Here is a 16,970-nt window from a genome sequence, read left to right as displayed (position 1 = left end):
CATCCAACCAACTTGTTCCAGACAAATTTATCGGAAGACAGCGGTAGTTCCTATACATTTATTGGTAATTGCTTGCCGGATTTTAACCGGCCACTGTAGTGGCGATGAAGCGGTTGTTTAAAAGATCCTGTCCGGTTGATCCACTATTCAAAAATTAATCAATTACAATTAAAAATTAACTCAAACCGGGTAATTCTTGTTAATTGACTTTTAAAAATGTTAACTTAACAAATCAAACCAAGGGCCATCACCAAACGGATATTATGAAAGTACTTCAATTCACAATACCCATACAACATGACAAAACAATTGTTTCCAGGGTAGAAATATTACCCCATTTCTATCCTTACCTGCACCGGCATAAAGAGATGCAGCTCACTTGGGTACAACAGGGCCACGGCACCCTGGTAGTCGATAATAATATGCATAAATTTCAGGGCAATGACATTTTCCTGATCGGTGCCAATCAGCCCCATGTCTTTAAAAGCAGCGCATCCTATTTTGCCGCCGGGGGCAGCAAACAGATCCGGTCGCTGGATATGTTTTTTGATCCGGAGCTGATCAATAATACCCTGCTCAATATTCCGGAATGCAAACCGTTGCGACAATTCCTGAACCGCTCACAGACCGGCATGCGTATACCGGAAGGGATCAGTCAGGCAGTGGGTAAAAAAATGCAGTTTATCAGTGAACAGGAAGGCGGGCTGCCGGCTACCCTGCAATTTATCAAATTGCTGCATTTGTTATCATCAGCACCCGAAGCGGAACGCCTTTCTGCCAGCCCTGGCCTGCGCTCAAATGAAACCGAAAGCCTGCGCATTAATGATATCTATAATTATATGCTGCATAATTATGAGAAAAATATTACGCTGGAGGATGTAGCCAGGGAAGCCTTTATGACACCGCAGGCTTTCTGCAGGTTCTTTAAAAAGCATACTGGGCAAACCTTTATTTCTTTTCTCAGTGAAATCCGCATCAATGAAGCCCGGAAATTATTTGCAGCGGGGAATTACGATAGCATATCATCGGTCGCCTATCACTGTGGTTTTAACAGCATTACCAATTTTAACCGGGTCTTTAAATCAGTTGCCAAGCAATCGCCCAGTGTATATATCGAGAAACTCAGACAGCATATACAATTGATCGCTTCCTAAGGACGCAATAAGCAGCGCTGCTTTTTTTGCTTGATCAAATTACAGAAAACCCATAAGCAAAGGGATCGTCATCCGCATCGATGCTAATCGTGTTGTACCCATAAATACGGGCCCATCCTTCTATGCCAGGGCGAATGGCGGGTTTATCGTCCAGCGTAAGCTCGGCTTCAATGGTACCGTTGAAAGTCGATCCAATGATACTCTCGTGAATAAAAACATCTCCCGGAGTAAGCCTTCCCCTGGCATACCATTGTGCCATCCTTGCGGAGGTTCCGGTCCCGCAGGGACTCCGGTCGATTGCTTTCTCCCCATAAAAAACAGCGCTTCTGGCTGTCGATTGAGGATCTAAGATCGCTCCTGTCCACATAATATGATGCAATCCCTTTATCGTGGGGTCTTCGGGATGTTGAAAACTGTATAGCCGGTTAATTTCCGTCCTTAGTGTCCGGGCCCAGCCAATGAGTTCTGAAGCCGTATAATGCTCCATCCCCCTGAAATTTTCCTGGACATCTACAATCGCATAGAAATTTCCGCCATAAGCCACATCTATAATCAGGGGACCCAGCTCCGGGCAATCCACCATCAAGTCGGTCTGATCCAGATAAGACGTCACATTGACCAATTTCACTGATTTTACTTTGCCCCCCTCCTGTTTATAAGTTGCCTTCACCAGACCGGCGGGTGTTTCCAGCCGAACAGTACCGGGTACCCGGGGTCTGATCAGCCCTTCTTCTATTCCAATGGTGATCGTCCCGATGGTACCATGACCGCACATGGGCAAACAACCACTGGTTTCAATGAACAATACCGCAATATCGTTGCCGGGATCGGCAGGTGGATAAAGCATGCTGCCGCTCATCATGTCATGGCCCCGGGGCTCAAACATCAGCCCCCTGCGTATCCAGTCATAATGTTCCAGAAAAAACTGTCGTTTCTCACTCATGGTCCGGCCTTCCAGCATCGGCGCACCACCTGCCACCAGCCTGACGGGATTCCCGCAGGTATGCGCGTCTATACAAAAAAAACTACTTTTCATAAATAATAGTAATATGAGGGTTATGGCTGCGGAATGCTATCCGGTTTTGCTCCCGCCGGATGACACCATCGATTGTCCACCAGACGTAAGATACGCAAAGGATTGCTGTCTTTCAGTGCATCCGGTAATAAAAAATCCGGGAACCCCTGATAACAGACAGGCCTTGTCCAGCGTTTGATTGCAAGAGTTCCTACCGAACTGTACTGAGCACTTGAGCTGGAAGGATAGGGCCCGCCGTGTACCATTCCGGCGCAAACCTCTACCCCTGTAGGCACCTCATTGACGATGATTCTTCCCGCTAATTGTTGCTGCAGGCGGACCAGGGTTTCATGCTGTAGCAAATCCCTGTTGGTGGCCATTAGCGTTGTTGTCAGTTGTCCTTTGAGCCCTTTCAGCACAAGGGCCAGTTCTTCAGTATTTCGGGCGGTAACAATTAGTGCAAACGGACCGAAAATCTCCCGCTGAAGTCCGTTATCGGCTAAAAAATCTGCCGCTGTAATGGTTGCGATTACCGGACGTCCGCAGCCTTCCTGCTGTGGGCCTTGCGAAATCAGTTCCGGTCCCGTTTCGGAAAATATCTCAAGAATTTCCCGCTCATAATTTTGACATATTCCGCTGTGTAACATGGGTTGCGCTGCGGTAGTTTCGAAGATACTGGCTATATTTTTCGTAAACTCCTCCAGACCAGGCCCAGCAACCGCCAGCATCAATCCCGGATTGGTACAGAACTGTCCCGCCCCCAGGTTGACGGATGCTGCCAGCTTTGCGGCCAGTTGTTTCGGATACAGACTAAGGTATTCAGGATACAATACCACCGGGTTAATGCTGCCCATTTCCGCATATACCGGGATAGGTACTTCCCTTTGTTGCGCATAGCCCATCAATGCTTTGCCTCCGCTAAAAGAACCGGTAAAGCCTACCGCTGCCGTTGACGGATGCTGCACCAGCGCTTTGCCCAGTTCAAAACCGCCTTCCAGATGCTGAACGGTATAGGACGGCAGGTCTGTTTTACGGATGGCGTCTGACATCAGGTCAAAAACCGCCCTGGAAGTCTTCAGATGAGCAGGATGTGCCTTAATAACAATACTGGCGCCGGCAGCCAATGCGCTGGCACTGTCGCCTCCGGCTGTAGAAAAGGCAAACGGAAAATTACTGGCGCCGAACACAATAACCGGACCGAGGGGTTGCAACATTTTCCGGATATCAGGTTTAGGTTGCGGCTGACGTGAGGCATCTGCCCGATCAATGACAGCCTCCACCCAGGACCCTTCTTCCAGAAGGCCGGCAAACATTTGCAACTGGTGGATAGTCCGGCTCAGTTCTCCGCTCAGACGGCCTTCGGGCAAATGCGTCTCCGATGCGGCCAAATCTACCAGCATCTGACAGCGGCCTTCCAGCCCAACCCCTATCTGCCGCAAAAAACCAGCCCTGTGGTGGCCTGGAAGCTGCCTGTATCGTTCAAATGCCGCTGTAGCCTGCTGCATCACCATCTCAACTTTTTGTATTGTAACTTCCATATTTCTTTTATTAATATCCGGACAGCCCTACACCCTTTGGATTTTTACGGGTCCTGCACAGGAGGCAGGGAGCCTGAAGTAAAAATAGCTATTAAGAGCCCTGAGGGATAAGCAATTTTTATTCAAAACCGGCATGATCTTAACGCATATTCTCCAGGTGGTCCGCCACTAAAAAGCGCAGGAACCGAAGTGCCTGCGCTTCTAACCTAATGATAAGCTCCAGGCTACTGGATCAGGCTGATGGTAAAGGAATAACTGTATTCCTTACCCTGAAAACGGTATTGATCCAAGGGTCGGGCGCCCCAGGAATTCAGGCCCGCCAGCCCCCGCTGAAATAAATCTACATTTACGATTACATTGCCCGACGGAAGTATATCAGAAGCATGCTGTTGTTTTTTGGTCGTACCAGGGTCCCAGTCCTCTGTCCGGAAGCTGGTGGCACTGGCACTCAGGGGCTGGGCCCCGGTGATCCGGATACCCTTGCCTTCCTTATCAGTAAGCGTCATCCAGCGCAGGTCGGTCTTGTTGCCCGCTTCCTGGGGCCGGTAATAGGGAAATGCCTGATCTTCCACGCTACCTTCCCAAATGGCCATAAACGCATCCTGATGGCGGTCTACATAGTTTTCCCAGGGACCACGCCCGTACCAGGTAAAATGACTGAAACGCTCTGAGAGTTCCATATTCATTCCGAACCGCATCATTTCCGGCAATGGTGTTGCGCCCGCCTTGTAATGCGGAGTTATGGTCAGGCTGCCGTCCGTATTAACGGTATAACTGATATCCACGCGGGCATCCAGGCCGGGAAAGGTCACCTGATAATTCAGGGTAACCCTACCGTCCTGTTCCAGCATATTAACAAAGCGGGTTTGTTGATTATGGGATGCCGCTTCCCAAATGCGGAGCCGGTACTGTTCACCTGAACCAAAATCATTATCAGTTGGCGCACGCCAGAAATTCAGTTGGGGATGTTTTCTGAAAATCCAGCCAATATTCCCATTAATGGAGCTCAGCCCCCTGCCGTTTTTATAAAACTCATAGGTAGCTCCGTTTGCCTTAAACGTAAGTTTATCACCATCTTCCTTTTTTTCAATATTTCCTGCGGTAGCCGCCCCGACTTCAAAATATCGGTGGGCGCCCAGTGCGATCTCTCCTTTGGCAGATTCAAATCCGGCAGGCAGGAAACGGCTGCTCCTGGCGGTATAGGCATACAGATGCAGAAAGTATTCGGTGCCGGCCTTCTGTTCTATCGGCGGTAACTTTAGCTTAATATCTTTTCGGGAATCAGCAGCCAGGGAGACTTCAAAACTGCCACGACCCGCGGTATCGCCGTTTTTGAGCAGCACCCATTTAAAATCATAATCCTCAGGTTTGATTGCAGTAAATTTAAAATCGTTAATAACCGTTATCATCCCTTTATCCGCGTCTCTGGCCTCAAATAATATATTCTGATAGACCTTTTTGACGATATGAGTATGGGGCAGGTATCGCTGATCCGGACTGATGATACCATCCATGCAGAAATTACCGTCATTGGGTTTATTATACCCATTCAGGTCGCCACCATAGGCCCAGTAAGAGCGCCCCTGTTCGTCCCTGGTTTTAAATCCATGATTGTACCATTCCCAGATAAAGCCACCCTGCATATTCTTGCTACTGCGCATCAAATCCCAGTAATCCTGAAAATTCCCCATACTGTTACCCATGGCATGCGCGTATTCACACATAATAAAGGGGCGTCCCAGGTCCCTCTTCGCATCCCGCTGCATGGAAGTCCAGGAAGGATACATGGGGCAGAGAATATCCGTATTACGATCATTATGGGCCTGTTCGTATTGCACCGGTCGGCTTTTATCGCGGGCCTTGGCCCAGTCATACATCGTAAAAAATGCCTTGCCGTTACTGGCCTCATTGCCCAGGGACCAGAAAATCACGCTGGCGTGATTCTTATCCCGCTCAATCAACCGCTGCACCCGGTCCAGATGGGCAGCCTGCCATTCAGGGAAATTGGAAACATTATCCGGTCCATAGCCGAGCCCATGAGATTCGAGATTGGTTTCATCTACCAGGTAAATACCGTATTCATCGCATAATTTATACCAGAGCGGTTGCTGCGGATAATGTGAGGTCCGCACCGCATTGATGTTGAGTTCTTTAAAGAGCCGGATATTGCGCAGCATTACGATGCTGTCTACGACCTGACCGGTAAGGGTATTGAACTCATGCAGATTCACTCCTTTAAACATAATTTTCTTGCCATTGATCAACACCTGTCCGTCTTTTATTTCTATTTTCCGGAAACCGATTTTATGGGAGGTTGCCTCAATCACCTGTTGCTTGTCATCTTTTAAGGTGATCAGCATATTATACAGATGAGGTGTCTCGGCTGTCCATTTCAGTGGTGATACAACCAGGCCCTCAAACCATAAGGAATCGGTATGATCCGCTGTTACCTGAAGGCTTTTGGATTGATGGAAGACTTTTTTACCTGTCCGGTCCAGCAGGGTTACCGACACCGATACCGGTTTTGGTGCCTTGCCATAATGGCGGATTTTCACATCAGTACTGAATCGACCGTTCTTGTAATCAGCATCCAGATCTGCATGAGAGAAAAAATCCTGGATGCGCGTGGTTGCGGTACTGTACAAATATACACTGCGGTTAATGCCACCCAAACGCCACATATCCTGATCCTCCAGATAAGTTCCGTCGCTGAATTTATGCACTTCACAGGCCAGCAGGTTCTTGCCAACCCGGATATAAGGGCTGATATCGAATTCAGCCGGGCTCTTGGCATTTTCAGTATAACCCACTTTTTGTCCGTTCACCCATACATACATTGAATTGGTGCCGCCTTCAAAATGCAGGAAAATTTTTCTTCCGTCCCAGTCTTTCGGGATTTCAAAAAGACGGCGATAAGCGCCGGTAGGAGAATCATCCCGGTTAATAAAAGGCGGATTCCGGGGAAACCCGAAACCCGTATTGATATACATCGGGATGCCATATCCATTAAATTCCCAGTTTCCCGGAACCGGCATCAGGGTCCAGTCTGAATGACCAGTGGTCAGGTTGGGCTGGCCTTTTTTCCAGGGGCCGGTAGTAATTGGATGATAGTTCTTTTCCAGATAAAATTCCCGGGGCAGATCGGCGACTTTGGCCGTCCAGTAAAATTGCCAGAGACCGTCCAGGGACTGATAATATGGCGACGCGGCATATTGATCCCTGGCCGCCAGGGCCTCACTGGGATAAGGCAGTGCCGTGGCCCGGGTCGCTTCCTTGTTGACGGCAAAAATTTCCGGGTTTTCCCATTCCGGTGCAGACTGGCCCCATGCCGCCTGCAGGATGCTCATAGCAGTGATCAGTAAAAATCCTCCTTTCATTCCGAATTGTTTATTTTTTTAAAAGCTTACTAAAAGACGAACGCGGGATATTCATTTGGCAAATTACCCAGCCCGCCCTGGTATATCCGCACACAAACACAGGCTTCAATTTTCGGGAAAGCTAATTAAAAATATTATACCGGCCGTTTCGGCCCAGGTCAATTTGCAGGCCCTGCTGATTCTGAAGCACCTCTTTGACAGGCAATAACTCCTGCTCCGTAAAAGGCGTTCCCGATTTCTTCCACAACAACAAACTGATAAAAAGCCTGGAAGTTGCCGGGCGCAATTGGCCCGAGGCATACAATACCTCACTGGTATCCGACGCTGGATGTACATGGGTTGTTACAGCAGAATGCAGCTGGTCCCAACCCCGAAGGTTCACGAAAGCCAGCTGAAAAATTCCATTGTCTAGGATACGAACCTGATGGCCTTTAACCGTACGTGCGTACCGGCGCAGGGGCTGTCCCAGTTGTGGCAGGCCATAGTGACCCAGTCGGACCGGCGCCTTGCTATTGCTGCTGATCTGGTCCACCCTTAAGATTCCATTGGCTATTGGAATATCAGCCAGTTGAAAACGGATACTGCTGTCGGACTCCAATACTGCCGATCGATAATAAACGCCCTTTTCAAACTTTTTAAAATCGTACAACCGCAAACATTCCCATTGCTGCCGGCTGTTACGCACCAAATAATTCATGGCAGCAACGCCTGCTACACTATCGGCCTGCCAGGGAAAGGCAGAATTATAAGACAGCCGGTTATAATTTTCACTGGCCCGAAATTTCTCCCAGGCATCTGCGAGTTTCACTTTACACCAGCTCCGTATTTCAGCAGCACCGCTATTGGGGTAATCTGTGATCAGGATACCGGCGGTATCGGCAAAATGATGGTAGACGGTATCCTTTTTCATCGGCTGATCCCAGTCGCCATTGTTCTCGGTAGCGGTCCAGAAAGGATTGTCAGGTGGTAACAGTAACGCGAAAAACACTTTGCCCATCCAGTAGACACTCCCCCGACAACTATAGGGTTGCACTGCCGGTTCAAAGGGGCCGTAAATGCCCAGGGTGGGCACCCGGTCCTGCATAAATCCGGGATGTGTCAGAAACTGCTGCAACACACCCGAAGCGATGCGACGCATCCATCCATAATTCAATTGTGCATCCGGCCGCAGACCCATCAAAGCAAAAGGTACCGCTGCAGCGATCCGGTAGGACATGCTCCGGCCCCAAATAATCATTTTCCCGTCGCGGCCGAACATATAAGGATAAGTGGGTTTCAACGCTTCAAAATGTTGCCGGAAACGGGCTGCTATTTCCGGATAAAACCGGTCCCCGAAATAGTGCGCCCATAAGGGTCCGTACATCTGAAACGCCCACATACTATAATAGTCATAAGCAGGATTGTCATTGTACCAGCCATCACCACGGTAATGCGCCAGCGACTTCTCAAGATAGTCCTTCAACAAGGGCTCATTGACGGTATATCCCCTGCTTTTAAAAAAACTCAGTATAAATATGTTGAAAAACTTCCAGTTGGATGGCACGGTTTTGCCATCGCCATAACTCAGCATGGTTGCGGCCAGCCGGTCTTTCTGCTCGGGCGTCAATGGATCAAAAAGCAGTTCAGGAATATAAAAAAGCGATACCGACAGCGCCCCCAGTTCCACCAGAATCTGACTGGGTCCGCCACCCGGTAGCTGTTTCGGTATATAGGTATCACTTTGAGGATCCAGTAATTTCAAAATCTGATGGCGATAATAGTCAGCGACACCTATTTGGCCGAACCGTAAATCAGGATTTTCCTTCAGCAGCGGTGCCGCAATAAATAGCGTCCGGCAGAGGCCTTCCAGTTTCTCCGTTGGCATCTGGTCCTTTGATCGGGGATAGCTTTTACCGGGCTGTTGAGGAAACCGCATCGGATCATCCCAATTTTTAATATAGCTAAAAGCGCCACTTAATAAATAAAGCGCTGCCTGATGCCAGTGTTTTCGGGTCATACCGGTGTAGGGACTGCGCAGGAAATCCGGATCTTTCACCTCAAAGCGATCGGCATCCGATGGTTTAGTAAAACTGGCTGAAGCAGGCTGCTGCGCCCCCACTGGCAGCAATCCAAAAAAGTATACCAGCCATCCTGTAAGCAGCAACTTCAACCGACAGATGTCAAAGCAGGTGCCCCAGGAGCTGAAATGTTCTGTATCGCTCATATCCATTTAATTTCGTGAAGTTTCCATCGACCAGGTATACATTTCCGTGGCCGCCAGTAAAAAAGCACCCACACCGAAATTGGCAGTTGAATTTCGGTCAACGACCTGTCCGGGTATGGCACGCTCCCCGATCGGTTGTACATAACCAATGACACCATTTTTCTGAACCGCCGTAGTGGTCAGATAGTTCCAGGCTTTCATCACTACCGGACCGTACGCGAGGGAATCCAGATATCCGTGCCGGATTCCCCATATCAACCCATAGGTAAAAAAGGCCGTACCACTGGTTTCGAAGCCGGGCGCCTGCGCCGCATCCATCATGCTGCGGGTCCAGTAACCTTCCGCCTCCTGTAGCTTTCGGATACTGGCTGCCATTTTCTGGAAGATACGCAGGTAATCCGGACGATGGACATCATTGTCCGGCAGTCCGTTGAGTGTGCTGGCCAGTGCTGCCAATGCCCATCCGTTCCCCCGACTCCAGAAATCTTTCCGGCCCCGCTCCGTCTGGTGCTGGGGATAGATATATTTGGCGTCCCGGTAATACAAAGCCTCGGTGGAATCATACATCAGTTGGGTGGCATATGCAAAATACTCATACAACTTGTCCAGATACTGCTGATTGCCTGTTGCGTGGTAAAGCCGGGTCATCACCGGCATCACCATATACAATCCATCTGCCCACCACCAGTAATCTGAGCGGGGTGTCGCCATTTCATACTCCATGACTTCCCGCGCCCTTGCGATCTTATAGGGTTGTTTGACGGAATCCATCATATATAAATCCAGGTAGGTCTGAAAGCATACCTGCCAGTCACCAAACAATACATGCTCCGGGGTTTCCCCATAGTGATACATCCATCGTTTTTTGTCGTCCGAGCCCGCACCGCGCCATTGATTGTGCTCCGCCCATCGCAATGCATAGTTTCGATAAGCTGTATCGCCGGTAACCCGAAAAGCCGCGATATTTGCGGTTTGATAGGCGGCCTCATCCCAGAATGCGTTACCAGGCTCCGGATGCGTCTGTTGCCAATATTTATTTACCTTATGAATCAGTGCCAGGACCTCTCCGGCTGCCGGAGGCGTAACAGCGGGCTTGGCTGCTCCACAACTCCAAAATAACAACCAGGCCAGCGGCCACCATTTTACGAACATAGATTATGGTATTTTATACGGGTGGGATACATGAACCAACAGGGTTCTGAACATGCGATGCCCACCCGCTATTGAATAATTGCTGTGCCGAAAACAACCCGCTCTGACCCGGGCTGCTTCTCAAAACGATAATGGCAGCCTGTTAATTATATCCGTCATTCTGATCCAGGATGGCATCCTTATTCAACTGTATTTCATTCAAAGGTATCGGCAATAGTACATTATAGTCATTGAAGCCGTTGGTGATTTTATCCGATGGGCCGGCATCCCCGTTCAAAGCGATCCGGGATTTTAAAGTACCGGTTCTTACCAATGTCATCCGGCGATTCTCTTCACTGATGAGCTCACGTGCACGTTCATCGAGAATGAAATTAACCGTCATATCTGATACAGTTACCTTACCCAGGTTGGCATTACCACTGTTGGCTCTGGCCAGCTTGAATGCGCGGTCTCTCAGTATATTGATATCACTGGCGGCACCTGCAGCGTTATTCTGACGCAGGCGTGCTTCCGCACGAAGGAGGTAGGTTTCGCCTAAACGCATTACGGGCCAGTCCTTGACCAGTGCATAACCAAAATCATCCGCAGGATCATAGCCCCCCCACTTGGTGGGGTAAGGATACCATACTTCCAGGCTATCGGTAGCAAAAGGAACAACAGGGTCGCCTGTTTTAACCGTTTTTGTAGTCACGGCCGAAGCATCGTTGCTGGCGACCCGATAGCCTGCGGCTGTAATACCGATCGTTGCACTGAAACCGGGCCGGTTATAATTGGTCGTACGCCGGATATTAAAATTGCTGTTACGGATATCGCCGTCCAGGCCTGCCCATACCGTATACTTCATAAAATTACTCAGACGGAGCCGGCCGTTACCCCGCCCACCCAGTGAATCTGCATTGACCATACCATCCCATTTATGATAGGCAGGTTGCCATACCCGACGTTGCTGGGGATTGTCGATGGTACCTCCGTTGACATCTCTGTTGTATTCGAGTTCAAAAGTCCATATGGCTTCCGTATTGCCTTCAGAACGCCGTTGATTGCCATACCGGAACATATCGCGGTAGAAGTCTCCGCTTTCACCCAGGAATTTGCCATAACGAGCCGAGATCAACTGATAACTGGTATTGCTGATGATGGCGCTGGCCATCTGTTCCGCTTTGCTGAAATAACTGTCGTCCTGCATCCCCATGCGCAGGTAGACTTCAGCAGCCAGCTGCCGGGCGATGTCCTTGTTGATACGACTTTCATTCGCAGCCTGACCCATATCCGGCAGGTTGGCAATAGCATATTCCAGATCTTCTTCTATCAGTTGGTTGATCTCGGCTACCGGCTGGCGGGTATAGTTAAACGCAGGACTGGCCACTGGTTCTTTGAGCAACGGCACCGGTCCCCATAAATTTACCAGGGTATTATAAGCATAGGCACGAAAGAACCGGGCTTCCGCTGCTGCACCGTTATTGGTTTCTGCCACTGCTGCAATGATAACATTGGCGTGATTGATAAAATCGTAACATTTCTCCCATAGATAACTCACCCCGCCATTCTCCGAATTGAGATTGGCATATTGAAAAAACGGGTTTTCCACTCCTTCAGTAGCACCGGCGCTGGTAATATCCATACCAATCTGCCAGCAGGAAGTAAAACCCTGCCGGCCGCTCCAACCCCAGAGTTCGGCAAAAATCCGATGCAGGCCGATTACCTGCGCTTCGATGGTTTGCGGGTCAGTAGCTCCGGTACGGTAACTGGAATAAGGATCTTCATCCAGGAAATTTTTGCCACAGGAAATACTTGCTGTCAAAGCAAGTATCACAATCATAATTTTATATATTGAATATTTCATTTGTCGATTTTTTATGGTTCTTTACTTATTCGGTAACAACCTTCACATCAACAGAACTGTAAAAAGCTGTCATAGATGTTCAGTCAGGTCGCTGTTACAAAGTCAGGTTCAGTCCTACTATATAACTACGTACCATCGGGTAATTTAAATTATCGTTGTTGGAACCGCGGGTAATATCACGTGCTTCCGGATCCCATCCGAACCAGTTCGTCCAGGTATAAAGGTTTCTTCCACTGGCATAAATCAGCAGGCCATTGATACCAATTTTTTCGGTAAGGGCTTTGGGTAGGTTATAGCTCAGTGTAATGTCCTTCAGGCGGGTAAAACTGGCGTTGGAAGGAAAACCGTAACCATGGGAATTGGAATGATTGCCCAGGGACCGCCATTCATTGCTTTGATTCTCTGGTGACCAGAAGCCGAGTGCAGCAGGCGTACTACGGCGGCCCATTTCATCGGAAGCACCGCCAATCTGCGGATTATTTCTCAATGCTCCCTGAACCGTATTGACAAAAATGCTTAGTGAAAAATCTTTGTAGGTAAAACTGTTGGTAAGACCCGCTGTCCATTTCGGTGCGGTTTGTCCCAAGATCGAGCGGTCATTATCATCCACATTTCCATCGGGCACTCCCTCGGGACCGCTGATATCGGCCAGTTTGAGGTCACCTGCCAAGGCCACATCATCCCATCCCTGATTGGCGCCGGATTCAATTTCAGCTTCCTGCCAGATTCCCACTTTGGTATAATCATAAATCACACCAACGGGATGACCTATAAACCAACGGTTGCCAATATCATCCTTTCCGTTACCATAGACATCAACGATCTTATTTTTATTACTAGCAAATACAGCCATCGTATTCCAGCTAAAATTGGTCGTCCGGATATTGCGGGAATTTAAAGTGAACTCGATTCCTGTATTGGCTACTTCCCCGATATTGGTCCAGACATCCGCATAACCGGTGATGCGTGGTATCCTTTGTAAAAGCAGCATATCGAAAGTATTGGTCTTATAAAAGTCTACGGAACCGCTAATCCGGTTGTCCCAAAGTCCAAAATCGATACCAGCGTTCAATCCTGAAGTCCGTTCCCATTTCAGGTCATCATTCCCCATTCGGGTTTGTACCTTAAGGGCCGTTAGGGATTGTCCCCCCATGGCCAGTGAACTGGAATTCATCAGTGCAAGGGTCTGATATATACCGATGGCTTCATTTCCGGAAATACCATAAGAGAGCCGCAGTTTCAGGTTGGACAACGTGGGTCGGTAGGCTTCCATAAAAGCTTCATTATGGAGGTTCCAGGCGAAGGCCGCCGAAGGAAATGTACCGTATTTATTGTTCTTGCCAAAGACAGATGCACCATCACGACGGACCGTAAATGTAAACAGGTAGCGGCTGTCGTAACCATAGTTCAATCGGCCCATCTGGGAAATAGACCGGTACAGGTCGGCCTGTGAAGACACCGTCTGCGTGGCGGCAGACTCCAGATTGCCCCATTCCAAATCATCATTGGGGAAAATCTGTCCCGTCGCTACAGCCTGCTGCCAGTATTTCTGTTTGGAGGCATAGAGGCCGGTAAAATCCAGGTGATGAAGTCCTATATCCCTGGTATAAGTCAGGATATTCTCGAAAGTTTTTGTCTGGGATTCACTGTTGGAAATCTGTCCCCAGCCATTTTGATTGTATACCGATGCACCCTCATATTCATTGGTACGTGTCGGTACATAGGAAAAGCCTGCATTAAAACGGTATTTCAAACCCTGAAGGGGCTTCAGGATATTACCAAAATCAACTTCCCCATAACCATTCAACGACAGGTTGAACTGCCGGCGTTGCGGATCCAGTGTCGTCGGCAATAAAGGATTGGCCCATAATTGCTCTGAATACATCGGATACTGTGTCAGACTGCCGTCTTCGTTATACATTTCCGCCCAGGGCGTCATGGCTGCAGCCTGCAACAGACTGGCCCGTCCCCCGTCGCGGTTATGGCCTACGATAAAGGCCGAAGTCCCCACGGTAATATATTTGGTCGCTTTCACATCCGTATTAATACGGAAGGAGTAGCGTTTGTAATTATAACCCAGCAATATCCCTTTCTGATCCAGGTAATCTCCGGAAATATAATACTTAGCCGTTGCACTACCTCCGGAGACACTGATATTATGATTCTGTATCCGGCCTTTCTGCATGACGGCGTCCAGCCAGTCCGTAGTAATCCCATTCTGATAATTATCTGATTCAAACTGATTCCGGACAGGTCCGCCATTGTAGAGGCTGGTTTTGGTTATCCTCGCGTATTCCGCATAACGCTCCAACATCTGCTCCGGACTGGCCGGTTCCAGAATATGGGCCGCTTCCTCCCGACCGGTATAACCGCTGTAGCGGATCTGGGGTTTGCCGTTGGCGCCCCGTTTTGTAGTAATCAGCAGTACGCCGTTGGAGCCGTTTACACCATAAATCGCAACGGCAGAGGGATCTTTCAGTATTTCTACCGATTCAATATCATTGGGATTAATGTCATTGATAGACCCGTCGGTACGGGATAAAGGAATACCGTCGACAACTACATAGGGCTCTGATGATGCATTGATGGAATTACGTCCCCTGACCTGGGTTGAAGGCGCATCTCCCGGGATGGACGAAGCCTGTGAAACGGTGACATTGGCCACAGCCCCCTGAATCGCCTGTAATACATTATTCACCGGCAGCTTCGAAAGTCTTTCCTTGGGGACGGAGGCGACGGCGCCCGTCAGGTCCGCTCTTTTTCTACTACCATAACCTACAACCACCACTTCATCCAGATTCGTGGGTGCCGAAGGTTCCAATACGATATCCGCCAGGTCCGCATCACCGACAAGATATTCCTGGGTCGCATAGCCGACTCCGGAGAACTGAAGACGGGCGCCTTTACTCGCCGTTATCGAATAACGCCCCTGAACGTCCGTAGTGGTTCCGACACCGCCGGGAATTACCGTTACAGAAATACCTTCAATACCCGCACCCTCGGAATTCCGTACCGTTCCGGTAATCGGACCCTGTGCCCAAACCACCATACAAAGGGGTAGCAGCAAGCCCAGCAAACAACCTTTCCGCCAGAAAGCCGGCAGCCATGATTTTGATTTTTCACGCATAAACAATCGCTTTAATAAATTAAATGAAGTAAAAAAAGCACGCAGGCAAAGCCTCCGTTGATAGCGTGAAATTAGCAGCGCCCCCAGCCGAAACGGGTTATAAATTGGTATAAAAAGAGGGAGAAATTAGTATTTTTTAGGGAGAAATTCGGCAAGCGGGCAACACAAACTAAGTACAATAAACTAAATATCAATTATTTATCTTTTTGCTCGCTACCGGTAGATGGAATCGGGACATTCCAGTACCATTACCGGTTGGGGTGGCATATTGGAAGTTCCTTCCTGATCGGCCTGATCGGTACGTTGCACAAAGAGTTGTAGTTTCCGTGATTTTTCCCAAAGCTGACTGTCATAAAGCGGCTCATAGGAACCGCAATCTGATGCCAACAGGTCGGTCAACTGCCACTGGTTCTGCTCCAGATTTCGGTTTACCGCCATTGAAATATAATTTTGTCTTTCCTCGTCCCGAAAAATCAGGCCTGCGGCCGTCTTACCCCGATGTTGCCAGGTGATCACCTGGGGACGGGAAATCGGAATTCTTTTGGTGCCGCCTCCGCTGAGACTGAATGCGGTCTTTCTGAAACCCAGTGTCTGTGATTGCCAGCCCCTGCCGGCATTAAAGACCAGGTGATACTGGGGTACGGAATCGCCCTGCTGGCGCCAGTAAGTGGCAATCAGGGGAAGACCTGCTTCGGTGGTAGTCATCGATGTCTGATTGATCAGCTCGGCACCCTGGGATATGCGACAGGCATACTCGGCGTTTGCAGCAGTTATGGGCAATCGGTACCGGGCGCCGGTTGATTTTTCCCAGGTCCTGCCCCCGTCACGGGATCGCGCATAACAAAGATCATGATTAGAAGCCACGTCCGGGGATTCGCGCCATACCCAGGAAATATGAATCCTCCCCTTCCGGTCCACAACAGCCTGCCAGTAGGCATTACGCTGTCCCTCTCCGTCAATCAGGTTTTGTTGTATCTGACTCCAGGTACGGACACGCTTATCATAGCGATTGATGATGAGGGAGCCATTGCCGGAAGCGCCGTCCCGGTATAAAAACAGTAAGCCACCGTCCGGAAGATTGTAAAATTCGGGATAAGTCACTCGCTGCTCATTCTTACCTGTCATCGATTCGGGTGCTCCCATCTCGAGCGACAGGGGCCTGAGACTGCGGGCGTAATTCAGTTTTGAATCATGATGATCCCAGCTCACGTGTAGATAACCATCACCATCTACGGCAAGGCTGATGGAACGATGTGCATCGCTTACCTGTCCTTTGAACCGGGTCTTAAGCACTTTCCAATCGCGGTCGGTCAGCAACCGCTTGGCCAGGACCACCGCACCTGTGCTGTCATAATAAGCGGTAAATTGGTAACCACTTCTACTGGTCAGGGCATTTTTCCGGAACACTACGGTATTCACAGAATTCGCGGCCCAGCCGGTTCCTACCGGTGATAACTGTTGGGCGGAACCCACCAGTGGCAATAGCAGCAGCAGCAATACCCATCCTTTCCATGAGACCCCTTTCATTTAAAGTGCATTGAAGTTTACGAACTTATGATCA

9 protein-coding genes are annotated in these 16,970 nt (G+C 49.2%); 1 reads left to right on the top strand and 8 read right to left on the bottom strand.

What is annotated here, in order from left to right; genetic code table 11:
* The first annotated feature begins 263 nt into the window (after window positions 1-263).
* On the top strand, window positions 264-1,154 hold the full coding sequence (locus ACYVI9_RS05695; protein WP_460761837.1) for an AraC family transcriptional regulator: 891 nt from the start codon (window positions 264-266) through the stop codon (window positions 1,152-1,154).
* A 34-nt stretch (window positions 1,155-1,188) separates the two neighbouring features.
* Here the strand turns inward: ACYVI9_RS05695 and ACYVI9_RS05690 are convergent, their stop codons facing one another.
* The 8 genes from ACYVI9_RS05690 to ACYVI9_RS05655 form a co-directional block, all read right to left on the bottom strand.
* Window positions 1,189-2,190, bottom strand: a complete 1,002-nt coding sequence (locus ACYVI9_RS05690) for a 4-hydroxyproline epimerase (protein ID WP_460761835.1) — start codon at window positions 2,188-2,190, stop codon at window positions 1,189-1,191.
* A 20-nt stretch (window positions 2,191-2,210) separates the two neighbouring features.
* On the bottom strand, window positions 2,211-3,707 hold the full coding sequence (locus ACYVI9_RS05685; RefSeq protein WP_460761832.1) for an aldehyde dehydrogenase (NADP(+)): 1,497 nt from the start codon (window positions 3,705-3,707) through the stop codon (window positions 2,211-2,213).
* 224 nt (window positions 3,708-3,931) lie between these two features.
* Window positions 3,932-7,084, bottom strand: coding sequence for a glycoside hydrolase family 2 TIM barrel-domain containing protein (locus ACYVI9_RS05680; protein WP_460761829.1), 3,153 nt, complete (start codon window positions 7,082-7,084; stop codon window positions 3,932-3,934).
* A gap of 121 nt (window positions 7,085-7,205) precedes the next feature.
* Window positions 7,206-9,287, bottom strand: coding sequence for a DUF2264 domain-containing protein (locus ACYVI9_RS05675; protein ID WP_460761826.1), 2,082 nt, complete (start codon window positions 9,285-9,287; stop codon window positions 7,206-7,208).
* 6 nt (window positions 9,288-9,293) lie between these two features.
* Window positions 9,294-10,439 (bottom strand): glycoside hydrolase family 88/105 protein, encoded by a 1,146-nt coding sequence (locus ACYVI9_RS05670; protein ID WP_460761823.1) that lies wholly within the window; start codon window positions 10,437-10,439, stop codon window positions 9,294-9,296.
* 142 nt (window positions 10,440-10,581) lie between these two features.
* Window positions 10,582-12,282 carry a RagB/SusD family nutrient uptake outer membrane protein gene (locus ACYVI9_RS05665; RefSeq protein WP_460761820.1) on the bottom strand — a complete coding sequence of 567 codons (1,701 nt, stop codon included), beginning with the start codon at window positions 12,280-12,282 and terminating at the stop codon, window positions 10,582-10,584.
* 94 nt (window positions 12,283-12,376) lie between these two features.
* Window positions 12,377-15,409, bottom strand: coding sequence for a SusC/RagA family TonB-linked outer membrane protein (locus ACYVI9_RS05660; RefSeq protein WP_460761818.1), 3,033 nt, complete (start codon window positions 15,407-15,409; stop codon window positions 12,377-12,379).
* A 213-nt stretch (window positions 15,410-15,622) separates the two neighbouring features.
* Window positions 15,623-16,936, bottom strand: a complete 1,314-nt coding sequence (locus ACYVI9_RS05655; RefSeq protein ID WP_460761815.1) for a BNR repeat-containing protein — start codon at window positions 16,934-16,936, stop codon at window positions 15,623-15,625.
* Window positions 16,937-16,970: the final 34 nt, after the last annotated feature.

It is taken from the genome of Niabella terrae (assembly GCF_054783135.1).
This window is presented reverse-complemented; position numbering and strand designations above follow the sequence as displayed.

What these genes read in the sequence shown, in the direction of transcription:
- ACYVI9_RS05695 (WP_460761837.1), top strand. Translation starts at nt 264, where the DNA reads ATGAAAGTACTTCAATTCACAATACCCATACAACATGACAAAACAATT.
- ACYVI9_RS05690 (WP_460761835.1), bottom strand. Translation starts at nt 2,190, where the DNA reads ATGAAAAGTAGTTTTTTTTGTATAGACGCGCATACCTGCGGGAATCCC.
- ACYVI9_RS05685 (WP_460761832.1), bottom strand. Translation starts at nt 3,707, where the DNA reads ATGGAAGTTACAATACAAAAAGTTGAGATGGTGATGCAGCAGGCTACA.
- ACYVI9_RS05680 (WP_460761829.1), bottom strand. Translation starts at nt 7,084, where the DNA reads ATGAAAGGAGGATTTTTACTGATCACTGCTATGAGCATCCTGCAGGCG.
- ACYVI9_RS05675 (WP_460761826.1), bottom strand. Translation starts at nt 9,287, where the DNA reads ATGAGCGATACAGAACATTTCAGCTCCTGGGGCACCTGCTTTGACATC.
- ACYVI9_RS05670 (WP_460761823.1), bottom strand. Translation starts at nt 10,439, where the DNA reads ATGTTCGTAAAATGGTGGCCGCTGGCCTGGTTGTTATTTTGGAGTTGT.
- ACYVI9_RS05665 (WP_460761820.1), bottom strand. Translation starts at nt 12,282, where the DNA reads ATGAAATATTCAATATATAAAATTATGATTGTGATACTTGCTTTGACA.
- ACYVI9_RS05660 (WP_460761818.1), bottom strand. Translation starts at nt 15,409, where the DNA reads ATGCGTGAAAAATCAAAATCATGGCTGCCGGCTTTCTGGCGGAAAGGT.
- ACYVI9_RS05655 (WP_460761815.1), bottom strand. Translation starts at nt 16,936, where the DNA reads ATGAAAGGGGTCTCATGGAAAGGATGGGTATTGCTGCTGCTGCTATTG.